This is a genomic window from Pseudomonas sp. PP3, from assembly GCF_905336995.1.
Lineage (GTDB): Bacteria > Pseudomonadota > Gammaproteobacteria > Pseudomonadales > Pseudomonadaceae > Aquipseudomonas > Aquipseudomonas reinekei.
This window is the reverse complement of sequence record NZ_HG995459.1, coordinates 275,878-301,969: the sequence shown is the minus strand read 5'-3', so window position 1 is coordinate 301,969 and position 26,092 is coordinate 275,878. Positions and strand designations below refer to the sequence as shown.

Here is a 26,092-nt window from a genome sequence, read left to right as displayed (position 1 = left end):
CACGAAACGGACTTTATGGACCTGCGATATTCATCTGTCGCGACAAGCATGGCAAGCTAGCCGACCTTCGAGGATTGAACCGATGCGCTCGCCCCTTCGCGCCACCCTGTTTGTCAGCCTGCTCGCCCTGCTGTGTGCCGGTGTGCTGTGGGCGGCATACGACTGGTTTCAGGGACGCTACCTGCGCGCATTCAGCGAACACACGGCGTTGTTCTCTGGCGACCCGCTGCGCCTGCCCGACACGCTTGCCGGACCGGGCGCCATCCGTCTCGTGCACTTCTGGGATCCGGCCTGCCCCTGCAACGTCGGCAATCAACAACACCTCAGCGAACTGGTCGAGCAGTACGGGCCAAAAGGTGTCGAGTTCTATGCGGTGCAAAAAACCGGCAGCCACGGCCAGTTGCCGAGCACCCTGAGCCACCTCAAAACCCTCACGGTCCTGCCCGGTTCCGAACAAATCCCCGCCAGCCCCGCCGTGGCGATCTGGGACCGCAGCGGCAAACTGGCGTACTTCGGCCCCTACAGCGAAGGCCTGACTTGCAACTCCAGTAACAGTTTTATCGAGCCCATTCTGCAAGCGCTGGACGAAGGCCGCGCAGTGAGTGCCACGCACACACTGGCCGTGGGCTGTTACTGCCCGTGGCCTGCCGAGACGAGCAAGTAGCGACAAACGCCGCAATACGAATCCCTCCTACGGGCGATGCTTGTTCGCGGCGAGCCGTGTTAAACAATGGCACCAGGGATCTGCTGCCACCATAACAACAAGGAGTCACCATGAAACGTAGCCTGACCGTACTCGGTTTGCTGGTCGTCGCAATCGCTGCCGCCGGCGGCTGGTACGTCTACAGCAAGCAGCCGACACGCCAGGGCATGGTCGAACTGCAACACCTGCAAGGGTCGGTCACGGTGCGCTACGACGAGCGTGGCATCCCGCACATCCGCGCTGAAAACGAAACCGACCTGTACCGCGCCCTCGGTTACGTTCATGCCCAGGATCGACTGTTCCAGATGGAAGTCCTGCGCCGCCTGGCCCGCGGTGAACTGGCCGAGGTGCTGGGACCAAAACTGCTCGACACCGACAAGTTGATGCGCAGCCTGCGCATTCGCGAGCGCGCCGAAACCTACCTGGCCAACCTGGACAAACAATCACCGGCGTTCATCGCCATGCAAGCCTATCTGGACGGCATCAACCAGTATCAGGACAGCCACGCCAAACCCGTGGAGTTCGATGTACTGGGCATTCAGAAGCGCCCGTTCACAGCCCAGGACACCATCAGCATCGCCGGTTACATGGCCTACAGTTTTGCCGCGGCGTTCCGCACCGAACCGCTGCTGACTTACGTGCGCGATCAGCTCGGCGCCAACTACCTGAACGTGTTCGACCTCGACTGGCAGCCCAAAGGCGTGCTCGCGAAGCAGCATGACGGCACCGCGCCGACCCTCGCCAGCGCGGACTGGAAAGACCTTAACGCCCTCGCCCGTCTCAGTGAGCAAGCCCTGGCCGACAACGGCCTGCCGCAGTTCGAGGGCAGTAATGCCTGGGTCGTCGCCGGTAATCGCACCAAAAGCGGCAAGCCACTGCTGGCGGGCGACCCGCACATCAGGTTCTCCGCGCCGTCGGTGTGGTACGAAGCACAACTTTCCTCGCCGGGTTTCGAACTGTACGGCCACTATCAGGCCCTGATGCCGTTCGCCTCGCTGGGCATGAACCGCGATTTCGGCTGGAGCATCACCATGTTCCAGAACGATGACCTCGACCTGATCGCCGAGAAGGTCAATCCGGACAACCCCAACCAGGTCTGGTATCGCGGCAAGTGGGTCGACATGGTCCGCAGCGAACAGCAGATCGCGGTCAAGGGCCAGGCACCGGTCACCCTGGTGCTGCGTCAGTCGCCCCACGGTCCGATCGTCAACGATGCGCTGGGCAACAGCGTCGGCAAAACACCGATCGCCATGTGGTGGGGCTTTCTCGAAAGCCAAAACCCGATCCTCGAAGGTTTCTATCAGCTCAACCGCGCCGATACCCTGGCCAAGGCCCGCAGTGCTGCGGCCAAAATCCAGGCACCCGGGCTGAACGTTGTCTGGGGCAACGCCAAGGGCGACATCGGTTGGTGGGCGGCGGCGCAGTTGCCCAAGCGTCCTGCCGGCGTGAAGCCGTGGTTCATCCTCGACGGCAGCAGTGCCGAGGCGGACAAGGATGGTTTCTACCCGTTCAGCGCCAACCCGCAGGAAGAGAATCCGGCGCGGGGCTATATCGTCTCCGCCAACTTCCAGCCAGTGTCGGCCACAGGCATGGAGATTCCCGGTTACTACAACCTGGCTGACCGTGGCCAACAGCTCAATCAACAGCTCGGCGACAAGGCCATCAAGTGGGATCTGGAGTCCAGCCAGAAGCTGCAACTGGGCACCGCCACCGGTTATGGCCCACGACTGCTGGCACCGTTGCTACCGGTGTTGCGAGAAGTGGTGAGCGATCCGGCTGAACTCAAACTGGTGGAGCAACTGGCGCAGTGGAAAGGCGATTATCCGCTGGAATCCACCAGCGCCACTGTGTTCAACCAGTTCCTGTTCAACCTTGCCGATGCGGCGATGCACGATGAGCTGGGCAATGATTTTTTCGAAACGCTGCTTTCGACCCGGGTGATCGACGCAGCACTCCCGCGCCTGGCGGCCAACCCGGAGTCGCCGTGGTGGGACAACCGCAACACCCTCGGCAAGGAAACCCGGGCCGACACGGTCAAGGCTGCCTGGCAGGCCAGCATCACCCACCTCAAGACCACCCTCGGTGCGGATTTTGCGCAATGGCAGTGGGGCAAGGCGCATACGCTGACCCATGGCCATCCACTCGGACAGCAGAAGCCGCTGGACCGGATCTTCAACGTCGGCCCCTTCGCGGCACCCGGCAGCCATGAAGTGCCGAACAATCTGTCGGCCAAGATTGGCCCGGCACCCTGGCCGGTCACCTATGGCCCGTCGACACGTCGCTTGATCGACTTCGCCGACCCGACCCACAGCCTGACCGTCAACCCGGTGGGCCAGAGTGGTGTGCCGTTTGACAGCCACTACGAGGATCAGGCCGAAGCGTATGTCGAGGGGATTTACTACCAGGCGTATCTCAATGACGAAGAAGTGACGGCCAATACTCGCAGTACGTTGAAGCTGTTACCGGCGCGGGGTGCTCAGTAGATTTGTATTGGATGGACTGACGCTATCGCTAGCAGGCTAGGTCCCACAATGGATTTGCATGCACCGGACCCATGTGGGAGCTAGCCTGCTAGCGATAGGCCCGCAAGACCAACGCAAATCCCGGCTCAGACCATCGCCGCAAAATTCAACCTGAACTGCTGCGGTGTCACCCCCAGCCTGCGGTTGAACACGCTGCGCATATGCTGGGCATCGCGAAAGCCGCACTGATAGGCCACGGTCTTGAGCGGTACGCGGGTGCTTTCCAGCATCACCCGAGCCGCATCCACCCTTGCCCGCTCAACGAACTCGGCGGGGGTGATTTTCGCCTCCTTGGCGAACACCCGGGAGAAGTTGCGAGCGCTCATGTTGGCGGCATTGGCCAGGTCAGCGATGGCCAGGTCGCCCGTCAGGTTGGCCAACACATAATGCTGGACCATCGCCACCGCCGACGTCGGCTCGGCGTGGGGCGTCAGGAACGGGCTGAACTGTGATTGCCCACCCGAACGCTGGGTAAACACCACCAATCGCTTGGCCACGCTCAGTGCCACTTCCGGCCCGTGATCGCGCCCGAGCAAAAACAGCGACAGATCGATCCCCGCCGTCACTCCGGCCGAGGTATAGAGCTCGGCATCCTGCACGTACAAACGATCGGCCTCGACCTGGGTCGACGGACACAACGCCGCCAGCGCCGCTGCATCGCCCCAATGCGTTGTCACCGTCCGCCCGTCCAGCAACCCGGCCCGGGCAAGCATGAACGCGCCGTTGCAGATCGAACCAAAGCGCTGCGCCAGGGCGCAGGCATCCCGCAGCCAGGCATCGAACGCGGCGCCAAAGTCCATGAACGGCAACTGCGGACCACCGGCCACCAACAGCAAATCGTAGGCCTGCAACGCTTCGCTGAAATGCCGGTGGGCGTTCAGTGCCAGGCCGTTGGAACAGGCCATCGCCCCGCGCTCCACGCCGATCACCTCCAGACGGTAGTGATCCTCGGGCGCGAGGAAACGATTGGCCTCGGAAAATACATCCATAGGCCCGGTGACATCCAGCGCCTGAACGCCGGCGAATACCACGATGGCAACGGTTTTCTGCATGGTTAAGAAGGCCTCTATGGAATCACGCGTACCTGTGGCGAGGGAGCTTGCTCCCGCTCGACTGCGCAGCAGTCGCAAAACCTCCGAACGCGCTGCACCTGAAGATCTCTGATTGCAGATTCCTGGGCCGCTTCGCAGCCCAGCGGGAGCAAGCTCCCTCGCCACGAAAGCAAAGCTGCCGCGACCAACCGTAGCCAATCCAGCGCCAACAAGCGAGGTTGGCGCGATATGCCCCCTCATTGGCCGGGATCGCAGCCATCGATCGATTGTCCGTTGCTGGGGGCACGAACAGACTTGAATCCTCAGCGCCACCACGGCGCTCACTGTGAGGATTCTTCCATGAGCAGCACCATCGCCGGTATCAAAATCCCCGACAGCGCACTGGCCAAGGCCACCACCGAATACATCCGCGACATCGAATCCGACCTGCTCTACCACCACTCGCGTCGGGTATTTCTGTTCGGTGCGCTGAGCGGCGAACGTAAGCAACTGGCCTACAACCCGGAGCTGCTTTACGTCGGTGCGATGTTTCATGACCTCGGCCTGGTGGATGGGTATCGCAGCGACAACGAACGCTTCGAGGTCGATGGTGCCAATGCGGCGGCAGCGTTCCTCAAACCTTACGGGTTCAGCGATGACGATATCGAGCAGGTCTGGTTATCGATTGCCCTGCACACCACGCCGGGCGTACCGCAGCACCTGCGCCCGACGGTGGCACTGGTGACCGCCGGCGTCGAGATGGATGTGCTGGGGATGGACTACGCGGCGTTTTCCACCGTGCAGCGTGAGGCGGTGGTGCATGCGCATCCACGGGGTGAGGGGTTCAAGGAGTGCATCATCTGCGCCTTTGCCGACGGCTTGCGCCATCGTCCGCAGACCACCTTTGGCAACGTGAAAACCGATGTGCTGGTGGATCAGGAACCGGGGTTCAAACCGATGAACTTCGTCGACGTCATCCGCAAATCCCCTTGGGTCGCGTAAGTCCCTGTAGGAGCCGGCTTGCTGGCGATGGTGTGTCAGTCGAAATCAATGTGACTGAGACACCATCGCCAGCAAGCCGGCTCCTACAGAGAGGTACGGGTTGGCCACAAAGTTGTGGTCAACCCGACATCCGGCTTACACCGCTTCCGGCTGCGCGCGACGCACGTCCGGTTGCTTCCACGAGTCGGCAGCGCTTTCTTCGATGGCCTGCTGGATTGCCCGCTTGCGGTTTTCTTCAGCGCGGCGGCTGAAGAACCAGACCAGGAAGGTCACGATCGAAACGGCCAACAGGATCAGACTGGCCACGGCGTTGATCTCGGGCTTCACACCCAGACGTACCGCCGAGAACACTTCCATCGGCAGGGTCGTGGAACCCGGGCCGGAGACGAAGCTCGCCAACACCAGGTCATCCAGCGACAGGGCAAACGACATCATGCCGCCGGCCGCCAACGATGGCGCGATCATCGGGATGGTGATCAGGAAGAACACCTTCCACGGCCGTGCACCGAGGTCCATGGCCGCTTCTTCGATGGACAGGTCCAGCTCACGCAAGCGCGCCGATACCACCACCGCCACATACGCCGCACAGAACGTCGTGTGGGCGATCCAGATGGTGACGATGCCACGCTCCTGCGGCCAGCCGATCATCTGCGCCATGGCCACGAACAGCAGCAACAACGACAGACCAGTGATCACTTCAGGCATTACCAGTGGCGCGGTGACCAGGCCGCCGAACAGCGTGCGGCCCTTGAAGTGGGTGATGCGGGTCAGAACGAACGCCGCCAATGTACCCAGCGCCACCGCTGCAATCGCCGTGTAGCAGGCAATTTCCAGCGAGCGCACCACCGAGCCCATCAGTTGCGAGTTGTCCATCAGGCCGACGTACCACTTGATCGACCAGCCGCCCCATACCGTCACCAGTTTCGAGGCGTTGAACGAGTAGATCACCAGGATCAGCATCGGCAGATAGATAAACAACAGACCCACGACCAGCATCAGGCTGGAGAAACGGAAGCGCTTCATTCTTTACCCTCCATTTCCTTGGCCTGACTGCGGTTGAACAGAATGATCGGCACAATCAGGATCGCCAGCATCACCACCGCCAGGGCAGACGCCACAGGCCAGTCACGGTTGTTGAAGAACTCTTGCCAGAGCACTTTACCGATCATCAGGGTTTCCGGACCGCCGAGCAGTTCCGGGATCACGAACTCACCCACCACCGGGATGAACACCAGCATGCAGCCGGCGATGATGCCGTTTTTCGACAGCGGCACGGTGATTTTCCAGAAACTGTTGAAGGTGCTCGAACCCAGGTCGGAAGCGGCTTCCAGCAAACTCGTATCGTGCTTCACCAGGTTGGCGTACAGCGGCAGGATCATGAACGGCAGGTACGAATAGACGACGCCGATGTACACCGCCAGGTTGGTGTTGAGAATCTGCAGCGGTTCGTCGATCAAACCCATGCTCATCAGGAAACCATTGAGCAGGCCGTTGTTACTGAGGATGCCCATCCACGCGTACACGCGGATCAGGATTGCGGTCCAGGTCGGCATCATGATCAGCAGCACCAGCACCGTTTGCAGCTCTTTGCGGGCGCTGGCGATGGCGTAGGCCATCGGGTAGCCAATGACCAGGCAGAGAATGGTGCTGATCAGCGCCATTTTCAGCGAGCCGAGGTACGCGGCGATGTACAACTCGTCGTCGCCCAGCAACGCGTAGTTGCCCAGGTTCAGCAGCAATTGCAGCTTCTGCTCGGCGTAGCTGTAAATCTCGGTATACGGCGGGATGGCCACGTCGGCTTCGGCAAAGCTGATCTTCAGGACGATGAAGAACGGCAACATGAAGAACAGGAACAGCCAGATGAAAGGAACCCCGATGACCAACTGGCGGCCACCGGGAATTATTCGATTGAGGCGGCGTTTGAATTTGCGCATGTTCATGAGCGAAGCACCACGCCGCTGTCGTCTTCCCAATAGACGTAGACCTGATCACCCCAGGTCGGACGAGCACCACGACGCTCGGCGTTGGCCACGAACGACTGCACCAGCTTGCCGCTTGGTAACTCGACGTAGAACACCGAGTGCCCGCCCAGGTAGGCGATGTCGTGAACCTTGCCGCTGGACCAGTTGTACTGGCAGGTCGGCATGTCGGCGGTGACCAGCAGCTTTTCCGGACGGATCGCGTAGGTGACCGACTTGTCCTGCACCGAAGTGCTGATGCCATGGCCGACGTAGATCTGACGATCCAGGTCTTTGCAGGTGATGATCGCGTGGCCTTCGGCGTCGTCGATCACTTCGCCCTCGAAGATGTTCACGTTACCGATGAATTCGCAGACCAGGCGGCTGGTCGGGGTTTCGTAGATGTCGATCGGGCTGCCGATCTGGGCGATCCAGCCCAGGTGCATGATTGCGATGCGCTCGGCCATGGTCATGGCCTCTTCCTGATCGTGAGTCACCATGACGCAGGTTACGCCGACGCGCTCGATGATCTCTACCAGCTCCAGCTGCATTTGCGAACGCAGTTTTTTATCCAGCGCCCCCATCGGCTCGTCGAGCAACAGCAGCTTCGGACGCTTGGCCAGCGACCGGGCCAGCGCCACACGCTGACGCTGGCCACCGGACAACTGATGCGGCTTGCGCTTGGCGTACTGGCTCATCTGCACCAGCTTGAGCATGTCGGCCACGCGGGCATCGATCTCAGCGGCAGGCAGCTTGTCCTGCTTGAGGCCGAAGGCGATGTTCTGGGCCACGGTCATGTGCGGGAACAGGGCGTAGGACTGGAACATCATGTTGATCGGCCGTTCGTACGGCGGCATGTCCGTGATGTCTACGCCATCGAGAAAAATGCGCCCCTCCGTGGGCCGTTCGAAACCTGCGAGCATGCGCAGCAAGGTGGATTTGCCCGATCCCGAACCGCCGAGCAGGGCGAAAATCTCGCCCTTCTTGATTTCCAGGGACACATCGTCCACGGCAATCGTCTCGTCGAACTTCTTCGTGACCCGGTCGATTTTGACCAGTACCTGCTTAGGTGACTGGTCGCCCTCGAGGGCTTTCTTATAGGCGCCGGAGGCAACTGCCATTTACGAAACTCCCAGAACAAAAGAGTGCAGTTCGCTCAAGGTGAGCCAACCTGGATAGTTTGAGCCTTGAGGCTATTTGCCCGACTTGACCTTGGTCCAGCTGCGGGTCATCAAACGTTGAATATTGGGTGGTAACTCGATGGACACGTAGGTCTTGTCGAGCACTGCCTGCGGTGGGTAAACCGCTTCGTCGGTGCGAATGGACTCGTCCATCAGTTTGTCCGAACCCGGGTTAGGGTTGGCGTAGCCGACGTAATCACTGACCTGAGCGATAACTTCAGGTTTCAGCAAATAGTTGATGAAGGCGTGCGCTTGCTTGACGTTGGCCGCGTCCTTGGGGATCGCGAGCATGTCGAACCACAGCGCACCACCTTCCTTGGGTATCGAGTAGGCGATGTTCACGCCCTTCTTGGCTTCAGCCGCACGGTTGCGCGCCTGGAACATGTCGCCGGAGAAACCGATCGCGATGCAGATATCGCCGTTGGCCAGATCCGCGATGTATTTGGAAGAGTGGAAGTAGGTCACGTACGGCCGTACCGCCAGCAACTTGGCTTCAGCCTTCTTGTAGTCTTCAGGGTTGGTGCTGTTCGCATCGAGGCCCATGTAGTTGAGGACCGTCGGCATCATTTCATCGGCGGAGTCGAGGAACGCCACGCCGCAGCTTTGCAGCTTCTTGATGTTTTCAGGTTCGAAGACCGCGGCCCACGAATCGATCTTGTCGACCCCCAGCACGGCCTTGATCTTGTCGACGTTGTAACCGATGCCGTTGGTGCCCCACAGGTACGGCACGGCGTACACGTTGCCGGGATCGTTTTGCTCCAGGCGCTTGAGCAGCACCGGATCAAGGTTCGAGTAGTTCGGCAGCTGCGACTTGTCGAGCTTCTGGAAAGCCCCGGCCTTGATCTGTTTTCCGAGGAAGTGGTTCGACGGCACGACGACGTCGTACCCGGTACGCCCGGCGAGCAACTTGCCTTCCAGGGTCTCGTTGGAATCGAACACGTCGTAAACCGGTTTGATGCCGGTTTCTTTCTGGAAGTCGGCCAGCGTGTTCTCGCCGATGTAGTCCGACCAGTTATAAATATGCACAGTACCGGCGGCCTGGACACTGACGGCAAGCGTCAGCCCGGCGCCGACCAGCAGGGCATTGCGCAACAAAGAAAAAATAGGCAAGTGGAGGTCCTCTAAAATTAGTTGGGCCCAAGTTGCTCCGCGTTACATGACAGCCATGGCTGCCTGGCAACAAAACCGGCGCGCAACTTACCCTCGAAAAACCGTTCCAGCAAAATTTTTGTCATTTAACTCAACCTGTTGCCGCTATCGCCTTGATGACGACAACAGGTTATTGCATCAAACCGGCTTATTTACCCGATTTGATCTTGGTCCAGCTGCGAGTCAGGATCCGCTGGGTCGCGGCCGGCAAGTCGGCGATCGCGTAAAGCTTGGCCAGCACGTCCGCTGGCGGATAGATGCCTGGGTCGGCGGTGATTTCTTTCTCAACCAACGGCGTGGCTGCCGCGTTACCGTTCGGGAAGCGGACGGCGTTGGTGATTTCAGCCATGATTTCCGGCTTCTGCAGGAAGGTCATGAACTTGTAGGCGCCTTCGACGTTTTCGGCATCTTTAGGGATGGCGACCATGTCGTAGAAGCTGCCGGCACCTTCTTTCGGAATGTTGTAGCTGACTTTGACCTTGTCACCGGCTTCTTCCGCGCGGGACTTGGCCTGGTAGATGTCACCCGAGTAACCCACCGCCACGCAGATGTTGCCGTTGGCCAGGTCGGAGATGTACTTGGACGAGTGGAAGTAACCTACCGAAGGACGGATTTTCAGGAACAGCGCTTCGGCTTCGGCCAGTTGTTTCTTGTCCTGGCTGTCGGTTGGATAGCCCAGGTAGTGCAACGCCACCGGAATCATCTCGGTTGGCGAATCGAGGAAACTGATACCGCAGGATTTCAACTTCGCGGCGTTCTCAGGTTTGAACAGCAGGTCCCAGGAGTTGGTCGGTGCGTCGGCACCCAGTGCAGCCTTGACCTTCTCGGCGTTGAAACCAATACCGATCGAGCCCCACATATACGGGAAGGCGTGTTCGTTGCCCGGGTCGCTGACCGATACCGCTTTGAGCAGGTCGGTGTTCAGGTTCTTCCAGTTAGGCAGCTTGGACTTGTCCAGCTTCTGGTAAACGCCAGCCTTGATCTGCTTGGCCAGGAAGTTGTTCGACGGTACGACGATGTCGTAGCCGGACTTGCCTGCCAGCAACTTGGCTTCGAGGGTTTCGTTGCTGTCGAAAACGTCGTAGACAACTTTGATGCCCGACTCGTCTTCAAATTTTTTGATGGTGTCCGGAGCGATGTAATCGGACCAGTTATAGACGTGCAACACCTTTTCGTCCGCCTGAACCGCGCCCGCCATAATGCCCATCAGGGACATGGCGAGAAGAGTCTTGCCAGCAAGCTTTTTGCCTAATGCCTTCATGCGTTAATGCTCCAAATTTTTCTTTTTTGAACCACTTTGTTCAGCGGTCGAACCCCGACAACTGGAACCACGGCTAGTCTGGCAAGATCCGAGGCGGTCTTTCAAGAAAAGGCCAACCTTTCTATGCCCCAAGCGAAGGTGCCGCGGCGCCTTCGCTCAGAGCCTAGCACTTAGCCCTGCAACGCACTCAGGGTGAGGTCCAGGCACTTGCGTGCCTTTGTCACCAGCTCATCGATTTCCGCCGGTGTAATCACCAATGGCGGTGCGATGATCATGGTGTCCCCGACTGCACGCATGATCAGGCCATTATCGAAGCAGAACTGCCGGCAGATCATGCCCACACCCTTGCCTTCGTAACGCTTGCGCGTGGCCTTGTCCTGAACCAGTTCGATGGCCCCCAACAGGCCCACCCCGCGAACTTCACCCACCAGTGGATGATCGTTCAGTTCCCGCAGACGTTTCTGCAAATACGGTGCCGTTTCTGTCTTCACCCGCTCGACAATTTTTTCGTCGCGCATGATGCGGATGTTTTCCAGGGCCACTGCGGCAGCCACCGGGTGACCGGAATAGGTGAAACCGTGGTTGAAATCGCCGCCCTCGTTGAGGACCGCCACCACTTCGTCACGCACGATGAGGCCACCCATCGGGATGTAGCCGGAGGTCAGGCCCTTGGCGATGGTCATCATGTCGGGCTTGAGGTCGTAGAAATCGGAACCGAACCACTCACCGGTGCGGCCGAAACCACAAATCACTTCATCGGCCACGAACAGGATGTCGTACTTGGCGAGGATTTCCTTGATGCGCGGCCAGTAGCTGTCTGGCGGAATGATCACGCCGCCGGCACCCTGGATCGGCTCGGCAATAAAGGCACCGACGTTGTCGACGCCGACTTCCAGAATCTTCTCTTCCAGCTGATTGGCGGCCCAGATCCCGAACGCTTCCGGGGTCATGTCACCGCCTTCGGTGAACCAGTACGGCTGCGCAATGTGGACGATGCCCGGGATCGGCAAGTCGCCCTGTTCGTGCATGTAGGTCATGCCGCCCAGGCTCGCGCCGGCCACGGTGGAACCGTGATAGCCGTTCTTGCGGCTGATGATGACTTTCTTGTTCGGCTGACCCTTGATCGCCCAGTAGTGGCGAACCATGCGCAGCATGGTGTCGTTGCCTTCGGAGCCGGAACCGGTGAAGAACACGTGGTTCATGCCTTGCGGCGCGATGTCGGCGATGGCCTTGGCCAGCTCCAGTACCGGTGGGTGCGCGGTCTGGAAGAACAGGTTGTAGTAAGGCAGTTCGCGCATCTGTTTGCTGGCGGCGTCCGCCAGTTCATCACGACCGTAACCGATCGCCACGCACCACAGGCCGGCCATGCCGTCGAGGATCTGGTTGCCTTCGCTATCCCACAGGTACACGCCCTTGGCGTTGGTGATGATCCGCGGGCCTTTCTCTTTCAGCTGCTTGAAATCGCTGAACGGGGCCAGGTGGTGATCATTGCTCAGGGTTTGCCATTCGCGGGTTTGCGGGTTGTTGCTGGTCATGTGACTCTCCTAAAAAATCCAGGTGAAGGCGCGCCGCTGGACAACGGCGGCGCCCTGCGCATCAGACGGCAAAAAGCAGGAATTCCCGTTCCCACGAACTGATCACGCGCTTGAAGTTTTCATGCTCGGCCCGCTTGACCGCTACGTAGCCAGTGATGAAATTCTTGCCCAGGTACTTCTCGACGGTCTTGCTGTTTTCCATGCGTTCCAGCGCGTCTTCGATGGTCAGCGGCAAACGCAGGTTGCGGCGTTCATAACCACGGCCCACCACCGGTGCACTCGGGTTCATGCCTTCGACCATGCCGATGTAACCGCAGAGCAGGCTCGCGGCAATCGCCAGGTACGGGTTGGCATCGGCGCCCGGCAGGCGGTTTTCCACCCGGCGGTTTTGCGGCCCGGCGTCCGGAACGCGCAGGCCCACGGTGCGGTTCTCTTCGCCCCACTCCACGTTCACCGGCGCCGAAGTGTCCGGCAGGAAGCGGCGGAACGAGTTGACGTTGGGGGCGAACAGCGGCAACAACTCGGGAATCAGCCTCTGCAAGCCACCGATGTGGTGCAGGAACAACGGGCTCATGGTCCCGTCTTCATTGGAGAAGATATTTTTGCCGGTCTCGATGTCGATGATGCTCTGGTGCAAGTGCATGGCACTGCCCGGCTCTCCCGTCATCGGCTTGGCCATGAAGGTCGCGGCCACGTCGTGCTTGAGCGCGGCTTCGCGCATGGTGCGCTTGAACACCAGGATCTGGTCGGCCAGGGACAGGGCATCGCCGTGTCGGAAATTGATTTCCATCTGCGCCGTGCCGTCCTCGTGGATCAGCGTGTCGAGATCCAGCTCCTGCAATTCGCACCAGTCGTAGACATCTTCGAACAGCGGATCGAATTCGTTCGCGGCTTCGATGGAGAACGACTGACGACCGGTTTCCGGGCGCCCGGAGCGGCCGATCGGCGGCTGCAACGGATAGTCCGGGTCGTCACTGCGCTTGGTCAGGTAAAACTCCATTTCCGGCGCCACGATCGGCTGCCAGCCCTTGTCGGCATAGAGTTTCAGGACCTTCTTGAGCACGTTGCGCGGCGACAGCTCGATCGGGTTGCCTTGTTTGTCGTAGGTGTCGTGGATGACGATGGCGGTGGGCTCGATGGCCCATGGCACCACGTATACCGCGCTCTGGTCGGGACGGCAGATCATGTCGATGTCGGCCGGGTCGAGCAGCTCGTAATAGATGTCGTCTTCGACGTAATCGCCGGTCACGGTCTGCAACAGCACACTCTCTGGCAGGCGCATGCCTTTTTCGGCGATGAATTTGTTGGTCGGCGAAATCTTGCCCCGGGTGATCCCGGTCAAGTCGGCGATCATGCATTCGACTTCTGTGATCTTGTGGTCTTTCAACCAATCGGTGAGCTGGTCGAGGTTGTTACTCATAAATGCCTCTAGGCTTTGAGTTTCCTGACTCTTGGGAGTCAGGCGATATTTGACGCATCGGCGTCGCGTTGAAAAACGGGTTTGCGACAGGCTATCGTGTTCTTCGCGCTCCGCAAGGCAAATGCCAGGCGTGCAGAATCGCGAGCGGTGCCCAGAGCGATGGCCGAGCCGCTATTGTGAATCGGTTCTATATTGAATGGAGTAACCGTAATGGGGGTGCCTTCGAGGCCGTCCAGAATATCGGACGGCAACAGCGCAACCGCCATCGACGTGAGATTCGCCGGCAGCGCCGAAGCTGCCAGGACCGCGGTGCGCACGCAAGTGTCGCCACTCATGTGATAAGCATGCAGACCGATCTGTCTTGAGCAGTCGGTGACGCCGATTATCGGCAGGCGAGACATGAAGCACCCCGGTATTATTGCTGTTATGGGTTTGATTCGAGCTTAGCCTTGTTCATTTTTTTACACAACACCCCCGTAAAAAATACAACACGGCCCGCTCAAGCCTGCGGGCGGCATCAGGGCCAAAGGCAAAAAAACGCCCCAAAGTGCCTCAAAAAAGCCATACGAGCGCTTTTTTAGGGCAAAAAAGGCCTCGCTTGACTTCGGCATGCCGTTCGGGTTGACTGGAAACCGAAAAGATCAATGATTGATATTTTTAACAACAAAGGTGTTGCATCATGTCGGTACCCCCGCGTGCCGTTCAGCTTAACGAAGCGAACGCGTTCCTTAAGGAACATCCTGAGGTTCTGTACGTTGACCTTCTGATTGCGGATATGAATGGTGTGGTGCGCGGCAAGCGCATCGAACGCACCAGCCTCCACAAGGTTTACGAGAAAGGCATCAACCTGCCGGCCTCTCTATTTGCTCTGGATATCAATGGCTCTACGGTGGAAAGCACCGGTCTGGGCCTGGACATCGGTGATGCTGACCGAATCTGCTATCCAATCCCCGATACCCTGTGCAACGAGCCATGGCAAAAGCGCCCGACCGCGCAACTGCTGATGACCATGCACGAACTCGAAGGTGATCCTTTCTTCGCCGACCCGCGCGAAGTTCTACGACAAGTTGTTACCAAGTTCGATGAGCTGGGCCTGACTATCTGCGCCGCGTTCGAACTGGAGTTCTACCTGATCGACCAGGAGAACGTGAACGGTCGTCCACAACCGCCTCGCTCGCCGATCTCCGGCAAACGCCCGCACTCGACACAGGTCTACCTGATCGACGACCTCGACGAATACGTCGACTGCCTCCAGGACATTCTGGAAGGCGCCAAAGAGCAAGGCATCCCTGCCGACGCCATCGTCAAGGAAAGTGCCCCGGCGCAGTTCGAAGTGAACCTGCACCACGTGGCCGACCCGATCAAGGCTTGCGACTACGCAGTACTGCTCAAGCGCCTGATCAAGAACATCGCCTACGACCATGAGATGGACACCACCTTCATGGCCAAGCCTTACCCGGGCCAGGCAGGCAATGGGCTGCACGTGCACATTTCGATTCTCGACAAAGATGGCAAAAATATTTTTGCCAGTGAGGATCCCGAGCAGAACGCCGCACTGCGTCACGCGATCGGCGGTGTGCTCGAGACCCTACCGGCGCAGATGGCTTTCCTCTGCCCGAACGTCAACTCGTACCGTCGTTTCGGCGCACAGTTCTACGTGCCGAACTCTCCGTGCTGGGGCCTGGACAACCGTACCGTCGCGATTCGCGTGCCGACCGGTTCTTCCGACGCCGTGCGCATCGAGCATCGTGTTGCCGGTGCCGACGCCAACCCGTACCTGCTGATGGCTTCGGTCCTGGCAGGCGTGCACCATGGCCTGGTCAACAAGATCGAGCCGAACGCACCGGTGGAAGGCAACAGCTACGAGCAGAACGAGCAGAGCCTGCCGAACAACCTGCGTGATGCCCTGCGCGAGCTGGACGACAGCGAAGTCATGGCCAAGTACATCGATCCGAAATACATCGATATCTTCGTCGCATGCAAAGAGAGCGAGCTGGAGGAGTTCGAACACTCCATCTCCGACCTTGAGTACAACTGGTATCTGCATACCGTGTAAGCGGTTGTAGTGAATAAGACACGCCGCCGGCCTCAAAGCCCGCGGCGTTTTTTTTGGCCGCCTGCGGCGGATCGCTAGCAGGCTAGCTCCCACAGTGGATATTCAGCGAATACAGATCTTGTGGGCGACACATAACCTGTGGGAGCTAGCCTGCTAGCGATGGCGTCCAGGCAGACAACACACAACCCTGCTCGTACAATGCCCGCTGCCCCGCAGGAGACTTCAATGACACGCGTAGCCACTCCCCGCAAACCCCGCGCCCGCAGCCAGGCGCGAATCGATTCGATCCTCGATGCCGCTCGCACTTTGCTGGCCGCCGAGGGCGTGGCCAGCCTGTCGATCTACAGCGTTGCCGAGCGCGCGGAAATCCCGCCCTCCTCCGTCTACCACTTTTTCGCCAGCGTACCGGCCCTGCTCGAAGCATTGACGGCCGACGTCCACGCCGCCTTCCGCGCCTGCCTGCAAGCACCGATCGACCACGACGCGTTGAGCGGCTGGCGTGACCTGTCGCGACTGGTGGAACAACGCATGCTCGACATCTACGGCGAGGATGCCGCCGCGCGCCAACTGATCCTGGCACAGCACGGCCTGACCGAAGTGACCCAGGCCGACCGCCAGCACGACATCGAACTGGGCGACCTGATGCACAAACTGTTCGACCACCATTTCGAACTGCCGACGCTGCCCAATGATGTCGATGTGTTTGCGTTGGCGATGGAACTCGGTGACCGGGTTTACGCGCGCGCGGTGCAGCAGCACGGGCAGATCACGCCGCGCATGGCCGAGGAAGGGATGCGGGTGTTTGATGCGTATCTGGGGCTGTACCTACCGCCCTACTTGCCCAAGCGGCCTCTCTAGTGCGCTCACTGGCCTCATCGCTGGCAAGCCAGCTCCCACAGGAATCTCCAGTGAATACAGATTCGGTGAGCGACCAATAAGCCTGTGGACGCTGGCTCGCCAGCGATGGCTGCACCGCCCGACTCAAGACATGCACCGACGAAAAACCCCGAATGGCTAAAACCTTTCGGGGTTGTTGTTTGCCCGCATGACTTACAACTTGGCGATCGACACCTCGGTGGATTTCACGAACGCGATCACTTCACTGCCGACCGCCAGCTCCAGCTCTTTCACCGAACGTGTAGTGATTACCGAAGTAACGATGCCGGAAGCGGTTTGCACGTCGATTTCCGAAAGCACGTCTCCAAGGACGATTTCCTTGATGGAGCCTTTGAACTGGTTGCGCACGTTGATGGCTTTGATAGTCATGATGTTGATTCCTGTCGTTGATTGAGGCTTGAGTTATTGAGCCCAACGCAACTGCGTAGGCAAGGGTGAAACGGGTTCCGGCTCCGGCGGTTGGCCGGGCAGTGACAGCACGCGATTGAGAACTTCGGTTTCCAGCGCCGCCAGCCGGTGAGAGCCGCGGACCCGAGAGCGCGGCAGCTCCACAGGCAGGTCGAGGCCGACTTCGCCGTCTTCGATGAGAATCACCCGGTCGGCAATCGCCACGGCTTCGCTGACGTCGTGGGTCACCAGCAACACGGTGAAGCCGTGCTGCTGCCAGAGTCGTTCGATCAGTTGTTGCATCTCGATTCGGGTCAGGGCATCCAGCGCGCCCAACGGCTCATCAAGCAACAGCAAGCGCGGTTGATGAATCAACGCCCGGGCCAGGGCCACGCGTTGCTTCTGTCCACCGGACAACGCGGCCGGCCACTCATTGGCGCGATCCGCCAGACCGACCGCTTCGAGCGCTTCCAGGGCCTTGGGACGCCAATGGCCCTTGAGACCCAGACCAACGTTGTCGATGATCTTTTTCCACGGCAGCAAACGCGCTTCCTGGAACATCAGGCGAGTGTCTTCCCGCGCCTCACTCAGCGGCGCAGAACCGGCCAGCAGTTCACCGCCGGTAGGCTGATCAAGACCGGCCAGCAAGCGCAGCAAGGTACTTTTGCCACAGCCGCTGCGACCGACCACGGCGACGAATTGCCCTGCCGGAATATGCAGATCGATCTCACGCAGCACCTGCCGCGTGCCGAAGGTTTTTTGCAGGTTGCGCACCGCCAGCGGAATGCCGCGCAGCAGGCGTGGAGGTTGTTGAGCGGTCATGCTGCACCTCCTTTGACAACCTGGTAGGCCGGATGCCAACGCAACCAGACGCGTTCAAGTCCACGGGCCGCGAGGTCGGCCAGCTTACCGAGCACCGCGTACATCAGGATTGCCAGCACCACCACGTCGGTCTGCAAGAACTCCCGGGCATTCATCGCCAGGTAGCCAATGCCGGAGCTGGCGGAAATGGTTTCGGCCACGATCAACGTCAGCCACATAAAGCCCAGGGCGAAGCGCACACCGACCAGAATCGAAGGCAGCGCGCCCGGCAAAATCACCTGACGGAACAGGCTGAAACCGGACAAACCGTAGCTGCGTGACATTTCCACCAACGCCGGGTCGACGTTGCGGATGCCGTGATAGGTGTTGAGGTAGATCGGGAACAACGTGCCCAACGCCACCAGGAAAATCTTTGCCGACTCGTCGATGCCGAACCACAGGATCACCAGCGGAATCAGTGCCAGGTGCGGCACGTTGCGGATCATCTGCACCGAGCTATCGAGCAGGCGCTCGCCCCATTTCGACAGACCGGTGATGAAGCCCAGGGCCAGGCCGATGCCACCACCGATGGCGAAGCCTAACGCGGCACGCCAGCCGCTGATTGCCAGGTGCGTCCAGATCTCGCCGCTGCTGACCAGGCTCACACCGGCTTCGATCACCGCGATCGGTGCCGGCAGTATCCGTGTCGACAACCAGCCCGCCGATACCGACAACTGCCACACCGCCAGCAGCAACACCGGTAGCGCCCAGGGCGCGAGGCTGTGGATAATTTTCTTCATGGCGCGCCTCAGCTCTGGGACGCGGCTTTAGGGAGGATGTCGTTGGCGACCATTTCGCCGAACGGGCTGACGTAACCAGCGCTTTTCGGCAACTCGGGACGTTCGATGTCCAGATGCGGGAACAGCAGCTCGGCCACCCGATACGACTCTTCCAGGTGTGGATAACCGGAGAAGATAAAGGTGTCGATGCCCAGGTCCGCGTATTCCTTCACGCGTGCCGCCACGGTCGGTCCATCGCCCACCAGCGCCGTACCGGCACCGCCGCGCACCAGGCCGACACCGGCCCAAAGGTTAGGGCTGACTTCCAGATTGTCGCGGCTGCCACCGTGCAGCGCGGCCATGCGTTGCTGGCCGACGGAATCGAAGCGCGCCAGGGACGCCTGGGCACGGGCAATGGTCTCGTCGTCCAGGTGCGAGATCAGGCGGTCCGCCGCTTGCCAGGCCTCGGCGTTGGTTTCACGAACGATGACATGCAGGCGAATACCGAAGCGTACGGTTCGACCGAGCTTCGCCGCCTTGGCCCGCACCTGTTCGATCTTCTCGGCCACCGCGGCCGGTGGTTCGCCCCAGGTCAAAACCATTTCGACCTGTTCTGCCGCGAGGTCCTGCGCCGCTTCCGACGAGCCACCGAAGTACAGCGGTGGACGCGGTTGCTGGATCGGTGGATAGAGCAGTTTGGCGCCCTTCACGCTGATGTGCTGGCCGTCGTAATCGACGGTCTCGCCTTCCAGCACGCGGCGCCAGATACGGGTGAATTCCACCGAAGCCTGATAGCGTTCTTCGTGACTGAGGAACAGGCCGTCACCGGCCAACTCTTCCGGATCACCGCCGGTGACCAGGTTGAACAGCGCACGTCCGCCGGACAAACGATCCAGCGTGGCCGCCTGACGCGCCGCCACCGTCGGGGAAATGATCCCGGGGCGCAGGGCGACAAGAAACTTCAAACGCTGGGTCACCGGAATCAGCGACGCCGCCACCAGCCACGAGTCTTCGCAGGAGCGGCCGGTAGGAATCAGCACACCGCCAAAACCCAGTCGATCCGCTGCTTGCGCGACTAGTTGCAGATAACCGTGATCAACGGCGCGAGCGCCTTCGGCGGTGCCAAGGTAATGGCCGTCGCCGTGGGTAGGCAGGAACCAGAAGATATTGAGGCTCATGGAGTGGTCTCCTTGGGGAATCGGCTTAAGTTTCTGTGCGTGGGTTACTGGGCTTTGGCAACGGCCGCCGGTGGCGTCCAGATCACGTCTTTGATGCTCAGTGCCTTCGGAATCAGCTTGAGCTGGTAGAAGCTGTCGGCGATTTTCTGTTGCGCCGCGACCACCTCCGGGTTGAGGAACAGCGCGCCATAACCCTGGCGTTTCACCGAGGTCAGGGTGATGTCCGCGGGCAGGCCGAGCAGTGGCGAGACTTGTTGGGTCACCTCTTGCGGGTTGGCCTTGGACCATTCGCCGACGGCACGCACTTCTTCCACCAGGGTCTTGATCACCTCGGGATTTTTCTGCGCGTAAGGCTTGGTTGCCAGATAGAACTGATGGTTGTCGACGATGCCTTTGCCATCACGCAGGGTGCGTGCTTGCAGTTGCTGTTCGGCGGCCGCCTGGTACGGGTCCCAGATAACCCAGGCATCGACGCTGCCACGCTCGAACGCGGCGCGGGCATCGGCCGGCGGCAGGAATACAGTCTGGATATCGGTGTACTTGAGGCCGGCGTCTTCCAGCGCACGCACCAGCAGGTAGTGCACGTTGGAGCCTTTGTTCAGGACGACTTTCTTGCCCTTGAGCTCGGCTACCGATTTGATCGGCGAGTCCTTCGGCACCAGGATCGCTTCGCTATGAGGCGCTGGTGGTTCGTAGGCGACATAGAGCAGATCTGCACCCGCCGCTTGGGCAAACACCGGAGGGGTTTCGCCGGTCACGCCGAAGTCGATGGAGCCGACGTTCAGGCCCTCGAGCAGTTGCGGGCCACCGGGGAATTCAGTCCATTGCACGTCCACACCTTGGGCGGCGAGGCGTTTTTCCAGGGTGCCTTTGGCTTTGAGCAGCACCAGGGTGCCGTACTTCTGATAGCCGATTCGCAATGTCTCGGCTTGAGCTTGAGTAATGGCGCCGAAGGCTACAGCCGCTGCAAACAGAGCGACCAGACCACGACGCAAAATGACAGGGCGCATGGCGCTCTCCTTTTTGCAGTAGGGTTTTTGGCTGCACCTGCTTGCCCGTTAGCGGGCGAGTAAGGCCAGTACTTCAATTTGGGGTGTGACTTTGTGCGGCTTAGATACTCCAGCGAGCACTCAACAAACGTTCGTTCAACAGGTTCGGATCGAGCGGCTTGGGCCGTCGCGCCATGGCGCTGAAAAACAGCTCCAGTGATTCATTCAGTCGTTGTTCCAGCTCCGGTGCCAACTGCGCCAGGGCACTGCCTTCGCCGTAGGCGATCTGGCTGTCGACGGCGAAAATCCCGTGGAGCATTTCCTGGGCTTTCAGTGCCGACAGCACCGGTTTGAGCGCGTAATCCACCGCCAGCATGTGAGCGATGCTGCCGCCCGTGGCCATTGGCAAAACCACTTTGTGCGCCAATGCACGCTCGGGCAGCAGATCCAGCACGGTTTTCAGCGCACCGGAAAACGAAGCCTTGTACACCGGCGTCGCGATCAGCAGACCATCGGCGTTTTCAATCTGCTGCAGCAGGTCGACCACCTTGGGGCTGTCGAAACGTGCGTGCAGCAAGTCTTCGGCCGGGAAGTCCCGTATCTGGTAACTCACCACTTCCACGCCCTGCTCTTGTAGCCAACGTTGGGAGCGATCCAGCAGGACCCCGGATCGGGAGCGTTGACTGGGACTGCCACCGAGTGAGACGACCAGCATTCAGACAATTCCTTGATGGGTGCAGGCGATTCGCGGTTTGCGATCTCGCTTTGATGGAGTGACCTTAACAGGTGATTTATATATCCATAAATCATATTTATTCATTTGGTTATGCATTTAGGAGATAAAAGAATCAGCATCTTCCAGGCAAAAAAACAGGCCGTTGAAACGGCCTGAAACCCCCTGCTTTGTAGTCTGCAATGCTTCTGCAGGAGCTGGCTTGCCGGCCATGACGACAGGTCTGGCACACCGCTGGGCATCAATCGCCAGCAAGCCGGCTCCTACAAAAGTGATTAACGATTTGGCTGCGGCGTCAGGCGCAAATAAGGCTTAACCGCGCGATAACCTTTGGGAAAGCGCTGTTTGATTTCTTCTTCATCCTTGAGCGATGGCACGATCACCACCTCATCACCGTCCTGCCAGTTGGCCGGGGTGGCCACTTTGTAGTTGTCGGTGAGCTGCAGCGAGTCGATTACCCGCAGGATTTCATTGAAGTTGCGGCCGGTGCTCGCCGGGTAGGTAATGGTCAACCGGACCTTTTTGTTCGGGTCGATCACGAACAGCGAGCGCACCGTCAGGGTGTCGTTGGCATTCGGATGGATCAGGTCGTAGAGGTCCGAGACCTTGCGGTCGGCATCGTCGAGGATCGGAAAATTGACGACGGTGTTCTGGGTTTCATTGATGTCGGCGATCCACTTGTGGTGCGAGTCCACCGGGTCGACCGACAGGGCGATGGCCTTGACGCCACGCTTGGCGAATTCATCTTTCAACTTGGCGGTGAAGCCCAGTTCAGTGGTGCACACCGGGGTGAAGTCGGCCGGGTGGGAAAACAGCACACCCCAGCTATCGCCCAGCCATTGGTGGAAACGGATGGTACCGGCGCTGGAATCCTGTTCGAAATCGGGGGCGATATCGCCGAGTCTGATACCCATGGTGTAGCTCCTCGTGAGTGCTGGTTGACCTCAACTGTGCCTATGTTTCTTATCTATTAAAAAGAATAAATATCGATTTATTTAGATCGAAAAGAAATATTAAAGATCTGTTCACTGGACGCGCGAGCGCAACCCGCCGAACATCGACCACAAGGTTCGAGAAGGCCTTGAGTTGCTGCAAAAAGAGGGAATTTCAAGGCGGGATTACGGGGGTGACCCCGTCTTGAAACGCAAAAGCCCCGCCCGGCGTAATGCCGGGCGGGGCTTTTTTTGTCACCTGCGGGCGCTGTTACAACAGCGGGATCGAGTAGCTGACGATCAGGCGGTTTTCGTCCTGGGAACGGGTGTTCGGCAGGTCGGTGCGCCACATGGCGTTTTTCCACATCAGGCCGAGGTTCTTCAGTGCGCCGGACTGAACAACGTAACCCACAGTCAGGTCACGCTCCCACTCGGACTTGTCACCGGCAGCGTTGTCGATGTTGTCGCCGCGCAGGTAAACGACACCAGCGGTCAAGCCTGGTACGCCGAGCTTGGCGAAGTCATAGGAGTAGCGACCTTGCCAGGTGCGTTCGCCGGCACGGCCGAACTTCTGGATTTGCATGTCGGTGATGGTGTAGTTCGACGAACCGTCACCCTGGTTCAGCCAAGGGAAGTCGCTGTCGCCCGAGGTAGCCTGATAACCACCACCGAAGGTGTGACCGGCAACGGTGTACAGGAACAGGCCGCTGTACAAATTGTTGTCGACTTTACCCTTGGTCACGCCATTGCCGTAGTAGCCGGTCGTGAAATAGTTTCTGTCATTGCTGTTGGCGCCATCGCTGCGGCTGTTGAAGTAACGGAAGTCCGACTTCAACACGCCCGGGCCGATCGCCCAGTTGTGCACCAGACCCAGGAAGTGCTGCTTGTAGAAGTCTTCCAGGTTGCCGTAGTAGTACTGGGCAGTCAGGTCTTTGGTGAGTTTGTAGTCACCCCCGGCATAGATGAACTTGTTGCTGTCGCGCGCTGCTGCGGAACGACCGTTAGCACCAGAGATCGACAACTGCTGGTTGTTGCTCGAGTTACGTCCTTTAACCTGCTCAATCTGACCACCGATCAAGGTCAAGTCCTTGATGTCGTTCGAGGTGATCTGGCCGCCCTGCCAGGTCTGTGGCAACAGACGACCGTCGTTGGTCACGATCACCGGCAGTTTTGGCTGCAGGGTGCCCAGCTTCAGCTCAGTCTGGGAGACCTTGGCCTTGGCGGTCAGGCCCAGGCTGGAGAAGTTATCAACCGCTTCACCATTGGACTTGGTTGGGAACACTGTGCCGCCGTAAGCGTTGCCGCTACCGCCGTTGGTGCCGCCGCCCGAATCCAGGCGCACGCCCAGCAGGCCGATCGCATCAACACCGAAACCAACGGTGCCCTGGGTGTAACCGGAGATGAAACGCAGATCGAAGCCTTGGCCCCATTCTTCGTTCTTGTTCGGCTCGGCGCTCCCGTCACGGAAGTCCTGGTTGATGTAGAAGTTGCGCAGCCCCAATGTTGCCTTGCTGTCTTCGATGAAACCGGCGGCGCTTGCTTGCTGCGCCAAAACCCCTACGGCCACTGTCAGGGCCAAGGTGGACTTGTTCATTGTTTCGCTCCTATCGTTTTCTAATTCTTGTGTTGCCGGTCCTGGGTCGAATGCCCTGGATCCGCAGACGCGTCATTCGCGCCTATTTTTCGGGCGCGCAGGATACCTCTTCATAATCCTGAAAAGAATTACCGATCTACGTTTAATCGCATTGGGATATAAGCCCCGACAACACAGATCCGGGGTATCGGCACGAACGCCGATTCCTGAATTGTTTTATCGCGAGGGGATTTGCAGCTCGATCCGAAGCTTACGGTGCGTGTCGGATGGCCTTACTGTAAGCGCTGGAGAAAAAAGCTAAAAAGAATAAAAAATCATCATCAGCAAACATTATGGAATATTGAATTACAGCTAAAAAAAACCTCACCAACGGGTGAGGTTTTTTGATGGGAACCGCTATTACATGAAGCTGTAGGTGTAGTTGAAGATCAGACGGGTCTGGTCTTTGTCGGCAATACCGGCTGCATCGCCGCGGTAAACGCCATGCCGCACAGTTGCGCCCAAACCTTTGAGCGTACCCTGCTGAATGGTGTAGTCCACGCGCATGTCACGCTCCCACTCGGAGGCATCGCTCCCGCCTGTTGCGGATTTGATGTTTTCGCCTTTCAAGTAAGCTACGGACGCTTTCAGACCAGGTACACCAGCAGCGGCGAAGTCGTACGAGTATTGACCAAAGGTAGTGTTCTCACCGGCACGAACGAAGCCGTTGATCATGGCGTCAGTGAACAAGTAGAAGCTGGTACCACCGTTGCCCTCAGGGCGACCGTTGCTATCAACCACGTTGCCCTGGTTCAAATAAACGAAGCCGCCGTCATCGTTGACGCGTTGATGACCGAGCAGGAAGGCGTTGCCACCCAGGGTGTAGGTGAACATGGCGCTCCAGGTCTTGTTATCGACCTCGCCCGGGGTGTTGGCGTAACCACCGTTGTTGTTGAAACGATAACCGGCGTCACCGTTCTTGCCGTCGGAACTACTGTCGAAGTAGCGAATATCGGTCTTGAACGATTGATTGGCACTGATCGGGTAAACGTGCACCAGGCCGAGGAAGTTCTGCTTGTAGTAGTCTTCCAGGTTCGCGTAGTAGTACTGCAGCATCAGGTCTTTGGTGACCTTCCAGTCAGCACCGGCGTAACGGAACTTGTTGCTCTCCTCGGTACCGCCAGCCACGGCCAGGCCAGTCGAGTTTGACGAAGCGCGACCGGCCGAGTGTTCCAGCTGGCCGACGTTGAAGGTGACGTTGTCGATTTCCTTGGAGGTAATAGTGCCGCCTTCAAACGTCTGTGGCAGCAGACGGCTGTCGTTCGCAACCAGAATCGGCATGTTTGGTTGCAGAGCGCTACCGTAGTGGGCTTCGGTCTTCGAGAAGCGTGCCTTGACGTTCCCCCCCACACGGCCCCACTCGTGCACTGCCGAACCGTCAGTGTCACTTGGGAAGAAGGTGTTGGAGTCCGGATGGTGGCCCTTGCCACCGTCCAGATGGATACCCACCAGTGCCTGGGCGTCGAAACCGAAACCGACGACTCCCTGAGTGAATCCAGAGAGGTAATCGAACTTGAAGCCCTGAGCAGTCTCACGCTGATCCGAGCCGCCCGAGTCACGGTTATCGTCGTTGTAATACATGGTGCGCGAACTAACAGAAGCCTTGCTGTCTTCGATAAAACCGGCGGCGCCTGCCTGCTGCGCCAATACCCCTACGGCCACGGCCAGAGCCAAGGTGGACTTATTCATGGTGAAGCTCCTCTCGATTCTAATTCTTGTATTCCTGGTCTCGGGTCGTTGCCCGAAATCCTAAGATGCGCGATTAGCGCCGTACCGTGACTCACAAGTCAATCGTAACTGTGTGTGTCTACGACCATGGTCTAATCCCCAGTTTTTTGGTCCATGCAGGGTCATGAGTTCGTCATGAACCTGAAAAGAATAGGTGGATTCTTTTCTCATACCGTTTAGGAATTTAGCTCACTCCAATCGTCCCCCCGGACTAGAG

The 26,092-nt window shown here is 59.1% G+C and carries 24 protein-coding genes; 5 read left to right on the top strand and 19 right to left on the bottom strand.

Annotation, left to right across the window (positions count from 1 at the left end):
* The first annotated feature begins 82 nt into the window (after positions 1–82).
* Entirely contained in the window at positions 83–664 is a 582-nt protein-coding gene (locus KHO07_RS01350; protein WP_212626296.1) for a DUF6436 domain-containing protein, read from the top strand.
* A 110-nt stretch (positions 665–774) separates the two neighbouring features.
* The gene (locus KHO07_RS01345; RefSeq protein ID WP_212626295.1) at positions 775–3,186 is read left to right on the top strand and encodes a penicillin acylase family protein; all 2,412 of its coding nucleotides are present in this window, start codon (positions 775–777) and stop codon (positions 3,184–3,186) included.
* Between the two features lie 125 nt (positions 3,187–3,311).
* Here KHO07_RS01345 and KHO07_RS01340 read toward each other — a convergent pair whose 3' ends face one another.
* Positions 3,312–4,277 (bottom strand): DJ-1/PfpI family protein, encoded by a 966-nt coding sequence (locus KHO07_RS01340; protein ID WP_212626294.1) that lies wholly within the window; start codon positions 4,275–4,277, stop codon positions 3,312–3,314.
* Between the two features lie 339 nt (positions 4,278–4,616).
* Here KHO07_RS01340 and KHO07_RS01335 point away from each other — a divergent pair, with 339 nt between their 5' ends.
* Positions 4,617–5,258 carry an HD domain-containing protein gene (locus KHO07_RS01335; RefSeq protein ID WP_150734104.1) on the top strand — a complete coding sequence of 214 codons (642 nt, stop codon included), beginning with the start codon at positions 4,617–4,619 and terminating at the stop codon, positions 5,256–5,258.
* Between the two features lie 135 nt (positions 5,259–5,393).
* On the opposite strand, the gene KHO07_RS01330 is transcribed toward KHO07_RS01335, so the two are convergent.
* The 8 genes from KHO07_RS01330 to KHO07_RS01295 form a co-directional block, all read right to left on the bottom strand.
* Positions 5,394–6,281, bottom strand: coding sequence for an ABC transporter permease subunit (locus KHO07_RS01330; protein ID WP_075946379.1), 888 nt, complete (start codon positions 6,279–6,281; stop codon positions 5,394–5,396).
* Complete coding sequence (locus KHO07_RS01325; RefSeq protein ID WP_191635244.1) at positions 6,278–7,159, bottom strand: ABC transporter permease subunit; 882 nt, start codon at positions 7,157–7,159, stop codon at positions 6,278–6,280. The genes KHO07_RS01330 and KHO07_RS01325 overlap by 4 nt, the downstream gene beginning before the upstream one ends.
* A 35-nt stretch (positions 7,160–7,194) precedes the next feature.
* Complete coding sequence (potA, locus tag KHO07_RS01320) at positions 7,195–8,337, bottom strand: polyamine ABC transporter ATP-binding protein (protein WP_075946381.1); 1,143 nt, start codon at positions 8,335–8,337, stop codon at positions 7,195–7,197.
* Positions 8,338–8,409: 72 nt separating this feature from the next.
* Complete coding sequence (locus KHO07_RS01315) at positions 8,410–9,507, bottom strand: polyamine ABC transporter substrate-binding protein (RefSeq protein WP_150734102.1); 1,098 nt, start codon at positions 9,505–9,507, stop codon at positions 8,410–8,412.
* 187 nt (positions 9,508–9,694) lie between these two features.
* Positions 9,695–10,807 (bottom strand): polyamine ABC transporter substrate-binding protein, encoded by a 1,113-nt coding sequence (locus KHO07_RS01310; protein ID WP_212626293.1) that lies wholly within the window; start codon positions 10,805–10,807, stop codon positions 9,695–9,697.
* Between the two features lie 170 nt (positions 10,808–10,977).
* Positions 10,978–12,342: an aspartate aminotransferase family protein gene (locus KHO07_RS01305; RefSeq protein WP_212626292.1), complete on the bottom strand. Its 1,365-nt coding sequence runs from the start codon at positions 12,340–12,342 to the stop codon at positions 10,978–10,980.
* Between the two features lie 61 nt (positions 12,343–12,403).
* Positions 12,404–13,762: a glutamine synthetase family protein gene (locus KHO07_RS01300; protein WP_150734099.1), complete on the bottom strand. Its 1,359-nt coding sequence runs from the start codon at positions 13,760–13,762 to the stop codon at positions 12,404–12,406.
* Positions 13,763–13,800: 38 nt separating this feature from the next.
* On the bottom strand, positions 13,801–14,163 hold the full coding sequence (locus KHO07_RS01295; RefSeq protein ID WP_150734098.1) for a gamma-glutamyl-gamma-aminobutyrate hydrolase family protein: 363 nt from the start codon (positions 14,161–14,163) through the stop codon (positions 13,801–13,803).
* Between the two features lie 278 nt (positions 14,164–14,441).
* Between KHO07_RS01295 and KHO07_RS01290 the strand changes: the two genes are divergently transcribed.
* Together KHO07_RS01290 and KHO07_RS01285 are read left to right on the top strand one after the other, a co-directional pair.
* A complete protein-coding gene (locus tag KHO07_RS01290; RefSeq protein ID WP_075946387.1) occupies positions 14,442–15,818 on the top strand; it encodes a glutamine synthetase family protein in 1,377 nt (458 codons plus the stop codon).
* Positions 15,819–16,043: 225 nt separating this feature from the next.
* Positions 16,044–16,676 (top strand): TetR/AcrR family transcriptional regulator, encoded by a 633-nt coding sequence (locus tag KHO07_RS01285; protein WP_212626291.1) that lies wholly within the window; start codon positions 16,044–16,046, stop codon positions 16,674–16,676.
* A gap of 192 nt (positions 16,677–16,868) precedes the next feature.
* On the opposite strand, the gene KHO07_RS01280 is transcribed toward KHO07_RS01285, so the two are convergent.
* From KHO07_RS01280 to KHO07_RS01235, 10 genes are all read right to left on the bottom strand, one after another.
* Positions 16,869–17,084 (bottom strand): TOBE domain-containing protein, encoded by a 216-nt coding sequence (locus KHO07_RS01280; protein ID WP_007967989.1) that lies wholly within the window; start codon positions 17,082–17,084, stop codon positions 16,869–16,871.
* Positions 17,085–17,117: 33 nt separating this feature from the next.
* On the bottom strand, positions 17,118–17,924 hold the full coding sequence (ssuB, locus tag KHO07_RS01275) for an aliphatic sulfonates ABC transporter ATP-binding protein (protein WP_212626290.1): 807 nt from the start codon (positions 17,922–17,924) through the stop codon (positions 17,118–17,120).
* A complete protein-coding gene (gene ssuC, locus KHO07_RS01270; RefSeq protein WP_150734095.1) occupies positions 17,921–18,703 on the bottom strand; it encodes an aliphatic sulfonate ABC transporter permease SsuC in 783 nt (260 codons plus the stop codon). The genes ssuB and ssuC overlap by 4 nt, the downstream gene beginning before the upstream one ends.
* A gap of 8 nt (positions 18,704–18,711) precedes the next feature.
* The gene (ssuD, locus tag KHO07_RS01265; RefSeq protein ID WP_212626289.1) at positions 18,712–19,860 is read right to left on the bottom strand and encodes an FMNH2-dependent alkanesulfonate monooxygenase; all 1,149 of its coding nucleotides are present in this window, start codon (positions 19,858–19,860) and stop codon (positions 18,712–18,714) included.
* 44 nt (positions 19,861–19,904) lie between these two features.
* On the bottom strand, positions 19,905–20,870 hold the full coding sequence (locus KHO07_RS01260; RefSeq protein WP_212626288.1) for a sulfonate ABC transporter substrate-binding protein: 966 nt from the start codon (positions 20,868–20,870) through the stop codon (positions 19,905–19,907).
* 100 nt (positions 20,871–20,970) lie between these two features.
* On the bottom strand, positions 20,971–21,564 hold the full coding sequence (gene ssuE, locus KHO07_RS01255) for an NADPH-dependent FMN reductase (protein WP_150734093.1): 594 nt from the start codon (positions 21,562–21,564) through the stop codon (positions 20,971–20,973).
* 117 nt (positions 21,565–21,681) lie between these two features.
* Positions 21,682–21,837, bottom strand: coding sequence for a hypothetical protein (locus tag KHO07_RS01250; RefSeq protein ID WP_212626287.1), 156 nt, complete (start codon positions 21,835–21,837; stop codon positions 21,682–21,684).
* 20 nt (positions 21,838–21,857) lie between these two features.
* Positions 21,858–22,496 carry a peroxiredoxin gene (locus tag KHO07_RS01245; RefSeq protein WP_212626286.1) on the bottom strand — a complete coding sequence of 213 codons (639 nt, stop codon included), beginning with the start codon at positions 22,494–22,496 and terminating at the stop codon, positions 21,858–21,860.
* 289 nt (positions 22,497–22,785) lie between these two features.
* Entirely contained in the window at positions 22,786–24,108 is a 1,323-nt protein-coding gene (locus KHO07_RS01240; RefSeq protein WP_212626285.1) for an OprD family porin, read from the bottom strand.
* Positions 24,109–24,507: 399 nt separating this feature from the next.
* Positions 24,508–25,836, bottom strand: a complete 1,329-nt coding sequence (locus tag KHO07_RS01235) for an OprD family porin (protein WP_150734091.1) — start codon at positions 25,834–25,836, stop codon at positions 24,508–24,510.
* Positions 25,837–26,092: the final 256 nt, after the last annotated feature.

Bases quoted from the DNA above. Each gene is read 5' to 3' on its own strand.
- KHO07_RS01350 (WP_212626296.1), top strand. From the start codon at position 83: ATGCGCTCGCCCCTTCGCGCCACCCTGTTTGTCAGCCTGCTCGCCCTG.
- KHO07_RS01280 (WP_007967989.1), bottom strand. From the start codon at position 17,084: ATGACTATCAAAGCCATCAACGTGCGCAACCAGTTCAAAGGCTCCATC.
- ssuB (WP_212626290.1), bottom strand. From the start codon at position 17,924: ATGACCGCTCAACAACCTCCACGCCTGCTGCGCGGCATTCCGCTGGCG.
- KHO07_RS01290 (WP_075946387.1), top strand. From the start codon at position 14,442: ATGTCGGTACCCCCGCGTGCCGTTCAGCTTAACGAAGCGAACGCGTTC.
- KHO07_RS01245 (WP_212626286.1), bottom strand. From the start codon at position 22,496: ATGGGTATCAGACTCGGCGATATCGCCCCCGATTTCGAACAGGATTCC.
- KHO07_RS01295 (WP_150734098.1), bottom strand. From the start codon at position 14,163: ATGTCTCGCCTGCCGATAATCGGCGTCACCGACTGCTCAAGACAGATC.
- ssuC (WP_150734095.1), bottom strand. From the start codon at position 18,703: ATGAAGAAAATTATCCACAGCCTCGCGCCCTGGGCGCTACCGGTGTTG.
- KHO07_RS01305 (WP_212626292.1), bottom strand. From the start codon at position 12,342: ATGACCAGCAACAACCCGCAAACCCGCGAATGGCAAACCCTGAGCAAT.
- KHO07_RS01260 (WP_212626288.1), bottom strand. From the start codon at position 20,870: ATGCGCCCTGTCATTTTGCGTCGTGGTCTGGTCGCTCTGTTTGCAGCG.
- KHO07_RS01310 (WP_212626293.1), bottom strand. From the start codon at position 10,807: ATGAAGGCATTAGGCAAAAAGCTTGCTGGCAAGACTCTTCTCGCCATG.
- KHO07_RS01340 (WP_212626294.1), bottom strand. From the start codon at position 4,277: ATGCAGAAAACCGTTGCCATCGTGGTATTCGCCGGCGTTCAGGCGCTG.
- KHO07_RS01235 (WP_150734091.1), bottom strand. From the start codon at position 25,836: ATGAATAAGTCCACCTTGGCTCTGGCCGTGGCCGTAGGGGTATTGGCG.
- potA (WP_075946381.1), bottom strand. From the start codon at position 8,337: ATGGCAGTTGCCTCCGGCGCCTATAAGAAAGCCCTCGAGGGCGACCAG.
- KHO07_RS01345 (WP_212626295.1), top strand. From the start codon at position 775: ATGAAACGTAGCCTGACCGTACTCGGTTTGCTGGTCGTCGCAATCGCT.
- KHO07_RS01285 (WP_212626291.1), top strand. From the start codon at position 16,044: ATGACACGCGTAGCCACTCCCCGCAAACCCCGCGCCCGCAGCCAGGCG.
- KHO07_RS01300 (WP_150734099.1), bottom strand. From the start codon at position 13,762: ATGAGTAACAACCTCGACCAGCTCACCGATTGGTTGAAAGACCACAAG.
- ssuD (WP_212626289.1), bottom strand. From the start codon at position 19,860: ATGAGCCTCAATATCTTCTGGTTCCTGCCTACCCACGGCGACGGCCAT.
- KHO07_RS01240 (WP_212626285.1), bottom strand. From the start codon at position 24,108: ATGAACAAGTCCACCTTGGCCCTGACAGTGGCCGTAGGGGTTTTGGCG.
- KHO07_RS01335 (WP_150734104.1), top strand. From the start codon at position 4,617: ATGAGCAGCACCATCGCCGGTATCAAAATCCCCGACAGCGCACTGGCC.
- KHO07_RS01330 (WP_075946379.1), bottom strand. From the start codon at position 6,281: ATGAAGCGCTTCCGTTTCTCCAGCCTGATGCTGGTCGTGGGTCTGTTG.
- ssuE (WP_150734093.1), bottom strand. From the start codon at position 21,564: ATGCTGGTCGTCTCACTCGGTGGCAGTCCCAGTCAACGCTCCCGATCC.